This window comes from Moorena sp. (assembly GCF_982860115.1).
On the sequence record NZ_CEYLVT010000180.1, the window covers coordinates 1 to 15,651 of the forward strand.

General features: G+C 43.9%; 12 protein-coding genes. 8 read left to right on the forward strand and 4 right to left on the reverse strand.

The annotated features are described in order from the left end of the window. Positions 1-479: 479 nt before the first annotated feature. Positions 480-2,216 carry a glycosyltransferase family 39 protein gene (locus AC4II3_RS24275; RefSeq protein ID WP_488011986.1) on the reverse strand — a complete coding sequence of 579 codons (1,737 nt, stop codon included), beginning with the start codon at positions 2,214-2,216 and terminating at the stop codon, positions 480-482. A gap of 578 nt (positions 2,217-2,794) precedes the next feature. Here AC4II3_RS24275 and AC4II3_RS24280 point away from each other — a divergent pair. The 5 genes from AC4II3_RS24280 to AC4II3_RS24300 all read left to right on the forward strand — a co-directional run bounded on the left by AC4II3_RS24280 (position 2,795) and on the right by AC4II3_RS24300 (position 7,664). Beyond that, positions 2,795-3,745, forward strand: a complete 951-nt coding sequence (locus AC4II3_RS24280) for a class I SAM-dependent methyltransferase (protein WP_488011987.1) — start codon at positions 2,795-2,797, stop codon at positions 3,743-3,745. Between the two features lie 1,158 nt (positions 3,746-4,903). Next, positions 4,904-5,794 (forward strand): hypothetical protein, encoded by an 891-nt coding sequence (locus AC4II3_RS24285; RefSeq protein ID WP_488011989.1) that lies wholly within the window; start codon positions 4,904-4,906, stop codon positions 5,792-5,794. After that, on the forward strand, positions 5,791-5,931 hold the full coding sequence (locus tag AC4II3_RS24290) for a hypothetical protein (protein ID WP_488011991.1): 141 nt from the start codon (positions 5,791-5,793) through the stop codon (positions 5,929-5,931). Before AC4II3_RS24285 ends, AC4II3_RS24290 begins: the two co-directional genes overlap by 4 nt. Before the next feature lie 609 nt (positions 5,932-6,540). Continuing rightward, positions 6,541-6,942, forward strand: a complete 402-nt coding sequence (locus AC4II3_RS24295; RefSeq protein ID WP_488011992.1) for a hypothetical protein — start codon at positions 6,541-6,543, stop codon at positions 6,940-6,942. Between the two features lie 392 nt (positions 6,943-7,334). Next, entirely contained in the window at positions 7,335-7,664 is a 330-nt protein-coding gene (locus AC4II3_RS24300; RefSeq protein WP_488011994.1) for an element excision factor XisI family protein, read from the forward strand. A gap of 104 nt (positions 7,665-7,768) precedes the next feature. Here the strand turns inward: AC4II3_RS24300 and AC4II3_RS24305 are convergent, their stop codons facing one another. Beyond that, a complete protein-coding gene (locus AC4II3_RS24305; RefSeq protein ID WP_488011996.1) occupies positions 7,769-8,353 on the reverse strand; it encodes a Uma2 family endonuclease in 585 nt (194 codons plus the stop codon). A gap of 72 nt (positions 8,354-8,425) precedes the next feature. Further along, positions 8,426-9,694, reverse strand: a complete 1,269-nt coding sequence (locus tag AC4II3_RS24310) for an ArsB/NhaD family transporter (RefSeq protein WP_488011998.1) — start codon at positions 9,692-9,694, stop codon at positions 8,426-8,428. 249 nt (positions 9,695-9,943) lie between these two features. Between AC4II3_RS24310 and AC4II3_RS24315 the strand changes: the two genes are divergently transcribed. Next, a complete protein-coding gene (locus AC4II3_RS24315) occupies positions 9,944-12,988 on the forward strand; it encodes a plasmid replication protein, CyRepA1 family (RefSeq protein ID WP_488012004.1) in 3,045 nt (1,014 codons plus the stop codon). A gap of 461 nt (positions 12,989-13,449) precedes the next feature. After that, positions 13,450-13,806 (forward strand): VHL beta domain-containing protein, encoded by a 357-nt coding sequence (locus AC4II3_RS24320; protein WP_488012000.1) that lies wholly within the window; start codon positions 13,450-13,452, stop codon positions 13,804-13,806. A 123-nt stretch (positions 13,807-13,929) separates the two neighbouring features. Here AC4II3_RS24320 and psbU read toward each other — a convergent pair whose 3' ends face one another. Continuing rightward, on the reverse strand, positions 13,930-14,436 hold the full coding sequence (gene psbU, locus AC4II3_RS24325) for a photosystem II complex extrinsic protein PsbU (RefSeq protein ID WP_488012006.1): 507 nt from the start codon (positions 14,434-14,436) through the stop codon (positions 13,930-13,932). A 438-nt stretch (positions 14,437-14,874) separates the two neighbouring features. On the opposite strand from psbU, the gene AC4II3_RS24330 reads away from it, so the two are divergent. After that, positions 14,875-15,513, forward strand: a complete 639-nt coding sequence (locus AC4II3_RS24330; protein WP_488012002.1) for a peroxiredoxin — start codon at positions 14,875-14,877, stop codon at positions 15,511-15,513. Positions 15,514-15,651 lie beyond the last annotated feature (138 nt).

The following is a 15,651-nucleotide window of genomic DNA, read 5'->3' on the forward strand; positions in this document are numbered from 1 at the left end:
GAACAGGGAACAGGGAACAGGGAACAGGGAACAGGGAACAGGGAACAGGGAACAGAGATTATTAAAGATTAAGTATTAAGTATTAAGTATTAAGTATTAAAGATTAAGCATTAAGGATTAAGCATTAAGTATTAAAGATTAAGTATTAAAGATTAAGCATTAAGTACTAAGTATTAAAGATTAAGTGTTGAATCTAGTAATAATGGTTTAGCAAAATTGCTGATGTCTGTGCATAAAGTAGGATAAAAATAAGCAAAAATCTCTCTAACTATAGCAAATTATCGAAAACTACTTCTTAGATCTCCCCTCTCCACCCTATCCCCACACGTAAGCATTCAGGCGTCAGGCGTCAGGCGTCAGCCGTCAGTCAGCCGTTGGCCAACGACTGATAGCACCTCAAGTAGCGTGTGCGTAGCACATAAGCTGAATGCTGAATGCTGAATGCTGAATGCTGAATGCTGAATGCTTACCACTCTCGCTTATTCGCTGGCTCCAGCCCTATAGTTCTGACAGTAATACCGTCGAAATCGATAACCAGGGACTTTAGATATAGATTGTTGATCCTTAATACAACCTTGGGCTTTTAACTCAACAGAGGCCGAAAAATTGACTACCCACAATTCTAAAGGTTTGGGGAGTTGAGCCAGAGTTTTTTGCAGGGTTTCTGTAGCCACCCTTGGGTCGGTGTCTTTATGTGCTAAGAGAAACTGGGGTGAATTAATGGCAGCATCAACGACTTGGCGACGGTTCAATTCCCACGCTAAGCCCATGATTTCTCCTGTTTGTTCATGGCTTTTGTGAACTGTGGCAATCAGGACTGGAAGGGATTGAGGCTGGGAATCACTAATCTCTAACATTTTAGCGATCGCAAGATCGGGTCGATCGGCTTTTTGGTAACTGACATGGGATGCGACTATGACTCCACCTACCAATCCCATCAACAGGATTAGTGCTACCCATTGCTGATCTTTCCCTTGGGCAGCTCTCCAACAACTGCCAAAGCTTGCTGCTAGTAAGATAATTACGATGGGGAAGTAGACAAACTGGTAACGAGCGGCTAAGGTCAAATCAATCCCAAGACCGTAAGTGATTAATAAGAATAATGCGATCGCTCCCACCACGAAACCGCCCAAAATCTGAGTCATGAACTTAGTCTGGGAGTGTAAGCTCTGAATTCTGAGTCCTCGACGCAACAGTTGCACGATCAAGAGCACCAATATTACTGTTACTAGTCCAGAGGCGACCATAATTGGTAGGGATTGCCCTTCTACTGGCAGCATCACTACCATGGTGATCAGCCAAGACAAGAGTCTAGCTACAGGTTCGAGCAAATTGCTGAGGGTTGTGTCTTGGTGAACCCACTCTGTCAAACGATTACTGGAGGGGCGTGGCAAAATTGGCAGCCAAACTAAGACTCCCATTAATGTTCCGAGGGCCACTGCGTAAATTCGCCACCAGTACTTCCAAGAAAACACTGAACCCCCTGACCCAATCCGCAACCCAAGCATTACCAGTCCCACAGCTGCGATCACCAGGACAAAAAAGTAATGGACAGCTATGCCCAAGCTATTGACAATAACCCAGATTAATGCTATGTAAATCGGCAAGGGAGTCTGCTGTTGAAGCGATCGCGTAGCGTACACCAAACAACTGACTGAAGCGATAACTAATAGAATCCCTAGAGTGTAGTGTCGAGCTTCTTGGGCCAGATAGATACCATAGGGTGACACAGCCATCAGTGCTGCTGCGAAGTGACCCACCAGGCAAGATCGAAACCCTAACCAACCTAATCCAAACATGGCTGGAATGGAAATCACTCCCAGTAGCACACTCCAAGATCGCGCTACCCACAGGGATACCAATTCCCCATGGCCTGGAAACAGCTTCAGCCACAGATGGGTTAGGACGAAGTACAGTGGTGGGTGATTACTCTCTGTGATCAGGTTATTAATAACGGAATTGATGCTAGTACTAGAGTTTGGTTTGAGGGGAGCTAAGAGGGTATCTGACGTAATCACCTGATCCAGGGGTACGCTCCGAAAACTATTGCCCAGGCTAAACACTAGGGTGGCAAATTCATCTGACCAGGGGGGTTTTCCGGCCAGATAGGTAAACCGTAAACCTGCTGCGATCGCTATCCACACCAGCAGTAATAGAACTATGACCCAACTACTCCAGCTTTTGTCCACTTGGGATTTTGGGTGGTTAAGAATCATTAGTCATTAATTCTATTTTTAGCTAGGAATAAACGTCAACTCCCACACGGAAGAACGCGGGAGCGTGGTAGCCCCGTGATTTTAATCCGGGGTGTAAACGCGACACGGCAGGTGAGGGATTGATCACCTGCCGTGGTATAATGAACAAGTGAGTAAGGATAAACGCCTACGTGATGAAGCGATTCTAGTACCGGAGAAATACCGACCCTCAATGATTGCATTGCGTTAATCCTCTTGTGAACGGGTAAATAATTGCAGATCGCAGAGCGTATCGTACTGACAATTGTGGTAGTACCCGGAAAGCCTAATTTTCTCTTAAAAAAGTAGCGGGAACTGTCAAAATTAAATTGGCAGAACTCAGTAGGGGCGCTTTGACTACGCCTGTAAGAGTTCTTTTATGGACTCTTAACTAATCCCCGTCTTTTTAAAGCGGGGAGAGTCAATACTTCATTATCGTTGACCCCACTGTATAGTTACTTTAACTGAAATCGGTGCTGGGGCAGAGCAATAATACCGCGCAATCATACCGCTATGAAATAATTAGATGAGCTAATCATTGGGATAATTTTTGAATACTGATGAAGGACAAGCTCAAACCAGACTGGGCGGGGGATGACTTACTCTCCCGGTTCGTTAATCTGTTGATCGACACCAAGCCGATCTACAAGGTGATGCAACACCAAGCCAGGCAGGTGCTAATTAAAACCGCAGAAAAAAATGGGATTGAGTGGCGGAAAAACTACCAGGAGTTAGAAAAATCAGGAGCGAAAACCTTACTATCGGAGATTACTAACCCTAGCCTGGTCTACCCAGACTACTACAAAGTCCCTTTCCATGCTTATGACCAGGGAAACCTATGCTGGGAAGCTGCCTTTGAAGCTGCCAGTGCTACCCAGGCTATGGGGTTGAGGATTTGGCGCGACGAAAAACTTACTTGGCTTTCAGCACAAGAGCGATTACGAAGTAGTTTTCATCAAGTACTACGAGAGTATAATCCCGAGATAGTCACAGATATCCTAGATATTGGCTGCTCCGTTGGAATATCTACCATTACGCTACACCGCTACTACTCCAGCATTAAAAAGGGCAAAATCCGCACCGTTGGGTTAGACTTATCCCCTTATATGCTGGCTGTGGCCAAGACCATGGATGAGACAGCAGAAATATCAGAATGGATCCATGGCAAAGGAGAGGACACCGGTTTACCAGACAATTCCTTTGATGTGGTCACCTTACAGTTGGTTCTTCATGAACTACCGCACCAAGCAACAGAGGAAATTTTTTCGGAAGCGCTGCGGATTCTACGACCTGGTGGCTGCCTTGGTGTTTTAGACCAGAATCCTGCCTCCCCAGCCATCCAGAATCTGCCCCCTGCACTGTTTGTGTTGATGAAAAGCACAGAACCTTGGATGGATGACTACTACAGCTTTAATGTAGAAGGGGCGATGATTAAAGTTGGTTTTGACTATCAGACCACGGTTGCCACCACTCCTCGTCACCGCACTATTATTGCTACAAAACCTGGTTGAGGTGAGTGTGGGTTGTAGCAATTCCTCTTGATGCAGTGGCTAATAGTGATAATTACGAGTCAATCCCAAACTAGTCCATTTGGGATTGACTCGCTGTTTGCAGCTTCCTGTGCCGTTCAAAGGTGCTGTAAAAACAACCCAGTTAGGTTATATAAGTAAGGATATGAAAAAATCAGTAGAATTTTCATAAATTTATCATGAAGACTAGCCAAATTTTTGGAAAGCTTTTTTAAACTAAATGTGAACATTTGGTGAATTGTGAAAAAAAAGTAAAAATCTTGTGAATTAAGTCCAGGTGGTTTTCGAGTATCCTAGTCTTGCCCAACCTGAGTTCCACATCACCAACTTTATCCAGGAGTCAGGAGGTTCGAGTCAGGAGTCAGTAGCCATAATAACTGAATTTTATAGTTAATTTGGAATTAATCAGAGTTTAATGGGCAATTAAGCTATGTATTCTCCCAATAACGTCTGAATTATTCTCCTGAATTCTTAATTCTGTATCCTATCTTCTCAAAACACCAGCCAATTTCTTACATAAAACTGAGGTTGATCAAGACCTATTGCCCAAGACCTATTGTTCATACTGGGATTTTGGCATCAACAGGTTTGGGGTAGACTCAAATCTAATCCCTTTCCCCTTTCCCCTTTCCCCTGACAACTCCGGCGAAGTCTAATAAGCTCCCAAAGCCGCTTAGACCAAAGCAGGGGCAGAATTTAGGGCAGCACTATGGTATTGATTGGACTAATAGCAGTCAAACCCAATTGGACTAATAGCCATGGGAGGAGGATATCCTGATCTGGTCAGCCTTGGCCTTTATCACCTTTCTCGTCAGAGAGATAACATAAAAGAAGTTCTTGCAAGCGGCACCTACACTAGAAGGTTCGACCCGTGATGGCGATCAATCCCTTGACCGTAGGTCACGCGGGGCGCGTTCGCCATCACGGAAAACGCACCAAAGCGCGAATTTAATCCTTAATGGTAAGAGCGCACCTATAGAAAGTATGGGTTTGGTGACACTCGATGGCAATCAGGCGAAGCCAAGCTATCAGTTGTATCGTCTCTATTTTCGTTTTGCAGTGGCCAGGTAACCTATTCGATCTATCTCCTAGATTTCTTTAGATGTCTTTTGTTAAGAACATAAACAATCACGCTTAATTATGTCAGAAATTCTAACACTAATCAAAAAACCAGAAATTCCCAAAAAATTAGTAAAACCATCTCAACCAATTGAATTAATTCAGCCATCAGAACCAAAGTTTATGGCTGTTGGGGTTATAACTGGTGAGGTAGATTTGTCTGAAAAAATTCCTACCATTACCATCCAGGGTAAGGCTTACCCACTCTTTTTTCTGCTGAAGCACAACCGGAAAAGGTATGTGCTGGATATTCTCAAGGGGCACATCGAGGCCGGAAACCGAGAGCATCGCCTCGTGGTATATCCTAAGCCGATCCATTTCCCAGATCGGAACAAATTCCAGGATATCCGGTTTGAGGTGATTGGGATTTTACAGGAAGACAGACCCCATGCTTGGGCTGAAGCGATTGGCAATGGGTATTTCATCTTGGCTGGATTGTGGCAGTTCATCCCTGTTTGTAAAGTTCCCTGTGTGTCAGTCTTTAGGAACCACAGTGAACAATTAGTGAACTATCTCAAAACTCACCAGGCTACAGAAAGAACTCGGGTACTCAAAGCTGGTCACTGTCCATTATTCTGGCGGGACTCCTCGGTCAAACCATTCCGATTCAATCCTAAGCTCAAGGAGCAGGGCAAGCCAAAATTCATCCAGGTCAAAGCCCGATTCCTTCCCCACAAAAATGCCTTCGCGTTTGTAGAAGAATTGGCACCCCCAATGGATCAGCCTCCACGGTTCTGCAAGGTTCGGAAAGAAGATAAGCAGGAAGCTTTGGCGGAAGCTAAGAGAAGAGCTGCTGAAATGGCGGAAAAAAGAGCTGCTGAAACGGCTGAAAGTCCAGAAAATCCTGAAAAAATAGCTTCTGAACGTCCTGAAAAAATACCTGCTGAAATTCCTGAAAGTGCTGAAAGTTGAGTACTTCTATTCGCAATACCAACTGTGCTCAGTACCAACCCAACTCCCAGTCGAGCTGTTCAGACTTGACTGCTCAGGTGTTTGGTGCTGGCAAGGCTGGTAGGGTGATAGTTAAGACTTCAGCAGAGGTCAGGTAAGCTAGCGCTGCAGGATAACTTGCTTGAGTGACTATATACTTTCCATCGCTTAACTATAGCGCTAGTATAAACGAGTAACTATAACGGTTTTCACTTAGGTTAGGTACATTTTTCTAGGGACTGAGGCCGTTTTACTTAAAATAGCCAATTATTGATAATAATAAGTTATAATAAAGAGTTAACCTATTTTATTCAGGTTTAGAATAGCTCTGACAAGGATGCGATCGCAACTGCTTTTGTTGGTACTTTTCTGTAAAAAAGCGAAGCATCAGTTTTTGTACTTAATTTTGGTACTTAAGAGTAATTATCTCTGATTATCTTATATTGTATTGACAATCAAATATCCCTGCTCTTAGAATCGCGGATGGCGCAGGAGTTCTTGACCCGAACTCCACTCTTTTCCAAATTTCGATCGGCCAGGAAACCTGAGTATTCCTGAATTTCCGGGAAGCAGAAGCCACAAGGAGACCCTATGGTTCAGTCTTTCGAGTGCTCAATCCAAATTGACCAGGCCTTAAGGGGATGGCAGACTTGAGGGTCTCCATAATCTCGACCATCCTGTCCCTTTAACATCAGGCCAAAATTCGGAAAATCAATAATTCAAACATCATGCTAAATACACCATTCAACCGCTTCAAGCCAGCTGCTCTTCCGTTGAAGAAAGCACTGTCAAGACTAGCACTCGGTCTGGCCATCCTGCTATTTGCCGCAGTCGCAGTATTCTGTGTCACAGCTCCCACGGCTTTAGCAGCAACGGTAGAACCATTGCATGGAATACAAGTTACTGAAAAAGGTGTCACGATCGTAGTGACGAGCAACGGCTGCACGCAGAAAGAGGACTTCACAACCATATTGGCAAAATCCCAGCCTCCCATTGCTACCTTCATCCGCCTGAAACCGGATTTTTGTAAAGGTGTTTCCCGTCCCTACCCGATTCAGTTCTCGCTGAAGGAAGTGGGTGCGGCTGAGTTCAAAGTGGCCAATCTGTTTGTACCTGGTCCCAGATTTTAGCGGCGGAAGTTCTGAAAACAGGACTCTAAGTTGAAAAAAATGTCACAAACTCCCTGGTGATATCGTTTTAGTTATAGAGGGAAATAGCTAACTTTGGGGTAAGCGAATGTGACCAACACGAGTTAAACAAGGTTTAACTCTTACCCTATGGTTTCAATTTAATAATTCCGCTGAAATTCCTCCTGATGCTGACGTTACAGTAGAGCGCGGGAGGAATTTTTTATATCGATCTCAGTTATAATAAACCTTAAAAACCCTAAGTAATTTCCAATTGCCCATCTGTCTATGCCAGCCAAGGATATTTTTCACAACACCGTCCGGTTAGCCCTGGAAAAAGATCGCTAGGTTATCACCAAATATATTCTATTATACATCAAAGTTTACGGAAAGGCATGGAAACCTTGAACTATCATGAATTAGTCCAACAAATCCTGAAAACCCACGCTATCAACCTTAACGATGATCAGACAGAAGTTCAAATGATTTTTGATAGTGAGCGCAATCATTATTTACTGATGGTAGTGGGCTGGTATGAACAACGACGGGAATACGGAAGCTTAATTCATATTGATATAAAAGATAATAAAATTTGGATTCAGAGTGATGGCACTGAAGTGGGAGTAGCTAATGAATTAGTTGAAGCAGGAGTTCCCCAACAGGATATAGTTTTAGGATTTAAATCTCCCTTCAAAAGGCAATTTACGGGATATGCTCACCAGTAGCCTGTTACAGAAAAGCAGTTTAGTCGTAGGGTGGGCAAAAAGTAATAGAGTTTTTCCATTAAGTTTATAGGCGTACGCTTTTTACCCACCCTACCATTATCGCTTCAATCCAATAGCCAACTAAACAAATCGCCCACAGTAATGCTTAACTCCCTAGCAAAGGATGGCACAGAAAGTTGCTCGGATGATTGATCAAATACTTCCATCTGCTGTTTTGGACGATAAACGAAAACCGTTTGCTCTTCTGGATCAATCAACCAGCCCATTGCCGTCCCATAGGTTAAACAATGGATAATATTTTTTGTCACCTTAGTTTGACTTTCGTCAGGTGAAAGAATCTCAATTGTCCAATCAGGCGCTATCTGGAAAACATTGGCAATTTCGCCATTGTCATCACGAGGAATTCTCTGGGAAACAAACACAGATACATCCGGAACTATTGAACGTCCACCAAAAGTACACCGAAGTTCTGGAAAAGCACGAGCAATTCGTTCTTGCTTCACCACTAGATTAATAGTAGTCACCAATTCCCCTTGAATTGTGCTGTGTTTTCCTTGTGGCATTGGTTTCTGAATAATTTTTCCATCAATGTACTCACTAGCAGGTTTGGTTTCTGGTAATTTAATAAATGCTTCCAATGACACTAGATTTAATTTTTGATTGGGAGAGTTTTGAGTAATCATTGTCATTGGTCACAAACCTCATTGAATTACTATCTCTAGTTTATTATATTTTTAGTTAAGATGTGAACATAAATATAATCAAGCAATTAACCAGGGTAACCATATTGCTAAACTAAGCAAGCTGATAAATAAAACTGGCATGGTAAGCATGAAGGTTAAGCGAATATAATAAACCCAACTGATTTGCAGTCCTCTAAAACCCAAGACATTCAACCAAAGCAGAGTTGATAGACTGCCTAAGGGAGTAATTTTTGCTCCTAAGTTGCAGCCAATTAAATTACCGTATATCATCACTTCTTTTATAGCTGGATCAATATCCGTAATGCTTTCAATTGCCTTAGCATTCAGCAGTACTGTTGGAAAGTTGTTGAGTACGCTAGCAATAAATGTAGCTAAGAAACCACTACCACTAGCGGCTAAGGTGAGTCCCCAATTAGAAAGGATTTCCAACCGCTGGCTCAACAGAGTAGTTATGCCCAGATTGTCCAAACCGATGCCGAATAGAAACAGCACTAGGATAAGTAAAATAATTCGCCATGGCAGTTGACGTGCTAGCTGTAAGATATAGCTAAGTCTACTAGCCCGACCGTTAAAGGAACGTGCTGCTAATGCCACCATCACTAAAGCTGCCATAGCAGCAATCCAGGCAATGGGGAAATTTAGGGCTTTTGCGAACAAGTAGCCAATTAGGAGTAGTCCTAAAATAGGAAAACTTAATTTAAAGATTAAGGAATCTCGAATCGCACGATTAGGTGGTGGCAGACGGGCAAGGTTATAGGTCAGGGGGATTTGGGGTTCAAAATAGAACCAGAGAATGATGATACTAGTCGCTATTGTGGCAACGGTTACGGGCAACATCACTATCACATAGCGCAACCAGGAAATCTGTAAATAGTCAACATAAATCAGATTTACTGGATTACTCATCGGCAGTAGCAAGCTAGCGGCATCGGTAATAAAACCACTAGTAAACATAAATGCCAGAGTAGCTTTGGCACTAAAGCCAAGCAGCAGCAAAATTTCCATGACAGCAGCTGTCCAGACTATGGTCGTGGCTAGGTTAGTAAACACATTGCTCAATAACATCCCGACTAGGATCACTAAGGAGAAAAGCAAATGGCCACGACCACATCCCCAATTAGCTATGTGAAGCGCTAACCACCGAAACCAACCTGCTTGACCTAAACTTAGGGCAATAATAATTAGAGAAATAAGGGTGAAAGTGGCGTTTCCAACTCTCGCCCAGACTATGGGAATATGGTGCAATAGCAAAGGGAACAGGGAATAGGGAATAGGGAGTAGGGAGTAGGGAGTAGGGAGTAGGGAGTAGGGAACAAAAATTCTCACAATTCCTACACGGATCCCTAAATAACTAATAACTAATTACACTAATTACTGGTAATCCGATGGTAGGCATAAGTGATCATTTTATGGTACTATCAACCGTCAACGGTGAACGGTAAACGGTGAACTGTCAAGAAAACCTAAAGCATTAAGTAAAATCAACGATTAGGTCACAAATAGTGTTATATTCCTTAAGTTAAAGATAAAACCACTAGATATAGCGTGACCTCTGCCAGAGTCTTCCCCAAACCCATAAACCATATCCAGGAGTGGACAGCTAGTAGTGTTGATGAACAGCTGACTCGCCTCAATGTAAGGTCTCTCGAAGGCTCTAGCCCATTTGAGTATCTCTTCTATTCCGACTCCCTGCCCAGACGCAATGATGGTCGATTGCTAAACTCGATTCTGGAACGCTATCAACACCTCGAACAAGGGGGATGGTGGTGTTCTGGTATTGACTTGCTTACTGGTCAGGAGGATATTTGGGGCTGTTTCAAACCCAGCCAACCCCGTCACAGTGGGGAAACTAGGAAGCTAATTAAATATGAACATCCTCCCAAAACTCCCACAGGCTTGTTTGCTCTGCGAGTACCTTTCCACCTGTGGCAACGGATTGCTGAACGCAATGATTTTACTATTCTCCCCACAGACCTTGACCACAATCAACCCGATCTAGGGTTTTGGCAGTGGCTAATCTCTCACCCCTCGATTCCGTTGTGTATTACTGAGGGGGCTAAGAAAGCTGGAGCTTTACTGACTGCTGGTTACGCTGCGATCGCATTACCAGGAATTAATGGGGGGTATCGAATCCGTAGGGATGCCCAGGGAAATCGCATTGGGAAGTCTGACTTGATTCCTCAACTACGGAAACTAGCTACTCCGGAGCGACCGATTTACATAGTCTTTGACCAAGACTCGAAACCAAATACCATCAAAGCTGTCAATGCTGCGATTCGTAGAATGGGATATCTGCTCAATCAAGCAGGTTGCCCTGTGAAGGTAATAACTTGGGATGCCCAGCTAGGCAAAGGGGTCGATGATTTAATTGCTGATCAAGGTCAGAAGACCTTTGAGCAAGTTTACCAACGAGCACTCCCCCTGGATACTTGGAAAGCTAAATCCCTAACCCAGCTCACCTATCGAGCTAACCTTAAGGTAAATTGCCGCTATCTGCAACAACTTCCCATTCCGGATACAGCCCAACTGATTGGCATTAAATCCCCTAAGGGTACTGGAAAAACCCAACTACTAGAAAAAATTGTCTCTCAAGCTCTAGCCCGAAAGCAATGGGTATTGGTGCTTGGTCATCGGGTGCGATTAGTAGAAGCATTGTGCCAACGCTTTGGCATCAAGTATATCACTGAGGTCAGGGATGACCAGAAGCAAGGGGTATTAGGTTATGGTTTATGTCTCGACTCCTTGCATGGTAATTCTCAGGCTCGCTTCAATGCCGCTAACTGGTCTGATGGTGTAGTAATTATCGATGAAGTGGAGCAAGTGCTCTGGCATGGATTGAACTCTAGCACCTGTCAGAGTAATCGGGTTGCTATTCTCAAATCCCTGAAAACCCTAATCCAGAATGTCTTGGGGGGGTCTGGTCAAGTTTATATTGCGGATGCGGACTTGAGTGATATATCGATAGATTACTTACTGACCTTGTCTGGCGTTGACCTGGAACCCTTCATCATTGAGAATGACTGGAAACCGAACATTGACGGGTCTTGGCAAGTTCATAACTATACCGATAGCACACCAAAAAGACTAGTGCGAGAGCTAGAAGCACACATTGCTCAAGGAGGCAAACCGTTTGTGTGTCTTTCGGCTCAAAAACCCAAGAGCCAATGGGGTACCTGCACTCTAGAAGCTTACCTAAAAAAGCAATTTCCCGACCTCCGGATATTACGCATTGATTCGGAATCCCTTGGTGAAACTAGTCATCCAGCCATGGGGTGTATCAATAACCTGAACGATGTTTTAGGGGAGTATGACATTGTATTAGCTAGTCCTGCTATTGAAACGGGAGTGAGTATTGATCTGCGGGGACACTTTACCTCTGTGTGGTGTATTGCCCAAGGGGTGCAAGGAGAAAATAGTGTCAGACAAACCTTAGGGCGGATCCGAGAAAATCTACCCCGCTTCATCTGGGTAGCCCCTTATGGCTTTAATCGAGTGGGTAATGGCTCAAACTCTCTATCCTCACTGCTGGGATCTGGACAGCGTTTGACCCAAATGAATATTCGGTTGCTACAACAATCGGATTTCGATGCTGTGGATGATTTAGATACGGGCTTTCAAGCAGAATCCTTGATGTGCTGGGCTAAAATGGCTGTCCGATTCAATGCCGCCATGGTCAACTATCGGGAATCGGTGCTAGCAGGATTGCGTGCTGAAGGTCATCTGGTGATGGATGTTTCCCCAGCTAGTTCCACTAAAGCTGGGAAAAAGAAGTCTAAGGGTTCACCCCAAGCGGAAGAGTTGGGAGCACAGAATGCTCTGATGGCAGCGATTACTGCAGTTAGAGACCAAAACTATCAGGCTGAGTGTAATGCGATCGCATCTAGTCAAGACTTCAGTAATAGCCAATATCAAACGATTAGCAAACGCCTAGTCAAAACACCATCCGAACGTCGCTCACTACGGAAGTACGATTTAAAGCAGCGTTATGCCATCCCAGTCACACCAGAACTGGTACTCAAAGATGACCAAGGCTGGTATCAGCAGCTACGGCTCCATTATTTTCTTACCATCGGTCGGCAACATCTAGCAGAACGGGATGCTAAGGTAGCGCGACTATTAATTGAGCAAGGTCAAGGGAGTATATTTCTACCAGATTTCAATCGTGCTGTTCTCGGAGCCATGATTGGTACTATGAAAGTGTTGGGGATACCAATCCTATTAGAAAATCTGGAACGAGAACTCAAAAATACTGATCAGGACTTGCAGGAGATGGCTGCGATCGCATTAGCAAACCGTTGTGCTATCAAAACCATCATGGGAATAGGACTAGCTAAAAAAGCAACTCCGATTGTTATTATCAGGCGCTTCTTAGATAAAATCGGCTATGGCTTGCAGTGTATTCGTTATCAGAGCCAAGGGAAAAAGCGGTTCAGAGTTTATCAGCTAGTTACTCCAGAGGATGGTCGCATGGAAGTCTTCCAGAGGTGGTTAGCTAGTGATGATCTGAGGTTAGGTACTAGTGAAATTTTGCTGGATAATGGTTTATCCCCTAGGTCGGGTAACACTCAGTCAGTGGATTCAGAAAACAGTAATTATGTTCAGTTGTGTTTGAATGTTTAGTCTTAATGTTTAGTCTGAATGTTTAGCATGAGTTGCAGGGTTGGTAGAGGGTATAACCCCCTACCCTCTACCACTTTATTCAGGTAAATTTTTGTTGCCATATAAAACCTTTATGGCGTTAGCTCTGCTAGACTTCCAATGTCAGCGAACAGCGATTAGCGCTACGCACACGCTACGCGAACAGCTATCAGCTATCAGCTTATGCGCACGCTACACCGAACAGCTTTTGAATAAGCGATGCAGCGCCTTCATGCGGGGGTTTCCCCCACTCGCTATTGCATCAAGACAAGAGGTAAGCATTCGTTTCATCTGAGTTAAGTCACAGGGTAGAAGCCTGTGCCACAAAGCTGTTACCGTAGCTTTGCCCAAAGGCCAAGGCCTGAATGCTTACTTACCTGCCAATAGCTTTTCAATATTAAACTGTTACTCATTTCAAAAAGAAATTAAACAGGAAAAAATCAATGAAAAAATTTTTTAGTGTCTTACTACTTAGTCTAGCCGTATTGGCTTTTACTCTTATATCTTTCCCTCAGGAAACATTAGCCGCAAATGTCTGTGATGCTGAATCAGTTTCCAACTCTATCTCCGGTAAAGTCAGTACAAAGATTACTTTTGTTAACAAATCTAATGACCTAATCAAGACTTATTGGCTGGACTACCAGGGCAACAGAACATACTATTATCAGCTCAAACCAGGCCAAGGTTATACTCAACAAACCTATGTAACTCATCCTTGGGTAATTACAGATGATCAAGACAACTGTCTGGGAGTTTATTACCCTGATGGACAAGCACGCACCGTAAATTATTCCAGCTAGTTTTTGTGCTCAGCTGAGCTAGAACCCTTTAAACCTTGGATTGATCTAGCTAAGCGCTAAGCGCTTAGCTAGAAAAGCTTTATCTGGAGACAAGAAATCTAAAGCTAACCACCAATGGCGTTGTTAGTACACGCCAGGATTAACGCGATCGTCGCCCGCATTATAAACCTCTGACTCAGGAGTCACGGTAAAATTACCTTTATCAATTTGCTTTTGTAACTTTTTCTTCTGCTTTGCGCTTAGTCCCTTAATCTTCAGGACATCTTCTACTGACTTGTAGGGAGCATTATCAGCAATCTTACGAGCCAAGTTTGGGTAGAATCCGCGATATTTGCGAAACTTACGCAAAGGAGTATTGTTCAGGTCAGCCTTCTTACCAAACTCGGTGGATAACTTGCGATCAGCCGCATTGCTCTTGGATGACTGAGCCTCATTGCTCTTGGATGACTGAGCCTCATTGCTCTTGGATGACTGAGCGATTAAAGCGGTAGATGAGGGCAACGTTAAGTTATTTAAAGAAAATGTGTCTGCTGAAGACATAGGGGAAGCGATCGCACTTTGGGATAAGCCTAAGCAGCCCAAGCTAAGCATTAGAAGGCATAGCACTGCCAGATGAACCAGTTTTCTCATCATAAAACTCCTTACTTACACAACACAGCACTAAGAGAAATTAATCTCTGTGGGTTTAGTTTAATTTTTGTTTCTCATCATCTCATAATATCGAAGTCCAGACACAAGACCTCAACTTTTTCCAGAATATCAGAAGTTACCACCCTAGTTCATTGACAAATGTTGCTTTGTAAGCTATCAGCTATCAGCTATCAGCTATCAGCTAATGCGCTACGCGCACCTTTAAATAAAATAAGCAACTCAAGTAGCATCAGCCTTGGCCATTGGCGAATGGCTGACCGCTGACCGCTGACCGCTAACCGCTGACCGCTGACCGCTGTTCGCTCAATAACGAATTCCTAAGCCAATCCTAAAATAGATCTAAAAGCTGAGGGATAAACCTGACTTTTGTGGCACGATATCTATCCTGAGAAGAACAAATAGCAACAGGATTTAGCCATGACTCTACGATTGGGGGATACCGTACCCGACTTTACTCAGAATTCTAGCGAAGGTGAGATTAATTTGTATGAATGGGCAGGAGATAGCTGGGTAGTGCTGTTTTCTCACCCAGCCGACTTCACCCCAGTTTGCACCACCGAGTTAGGTATGGTTGCTAAACTCAAGCCCGAATTTGAGAAGCGCAATGTTAAAGTGATAGCTTTGAGCGTGGATGATGTTGACTCCCACAAAGGCTGGATTGGAGATATCAACGAAACCCAGACAACAACGGTCAACTACCCGATTTTGGCGGATCCAGATAAAAAGGTGTCTGACCTGTACGATATGATCCACCCTAATGCTGACAATACCCTAACCGTACGCTCTGTTTTCGTCATCGACTCACAGAAGAAATTGCGGTTAGTGTTAACCTACCCTGCTAGCACCGGTCGTAACTTTGACGAAATCCTGCGAGTGATTGACTCCCTACAGTTGACCGATGACTATAAAGTCGCTACTCCCGTTAACTGGAAAGACGGGGATGACTGTGTTATTGTACCATCCATCAAAGATCCAGAAGAGTTGAAGGAACGCTTTCCCAAAGGATATGAGGTAATTAAGCCCTATCTGCGGATGACACCCCAACCTAACAAGTAATATCAAGTTCGGTTGAATACCCATAATAAAAGTGTGGGGAGGGTGGGGAGATGGGAAGATGGGGAAATGGGGGAGATGTTTATTAAGCGATGCAGCGCCTTCATGCGGGGGTTTCCCCCACTCGCTATTGCATCAAGA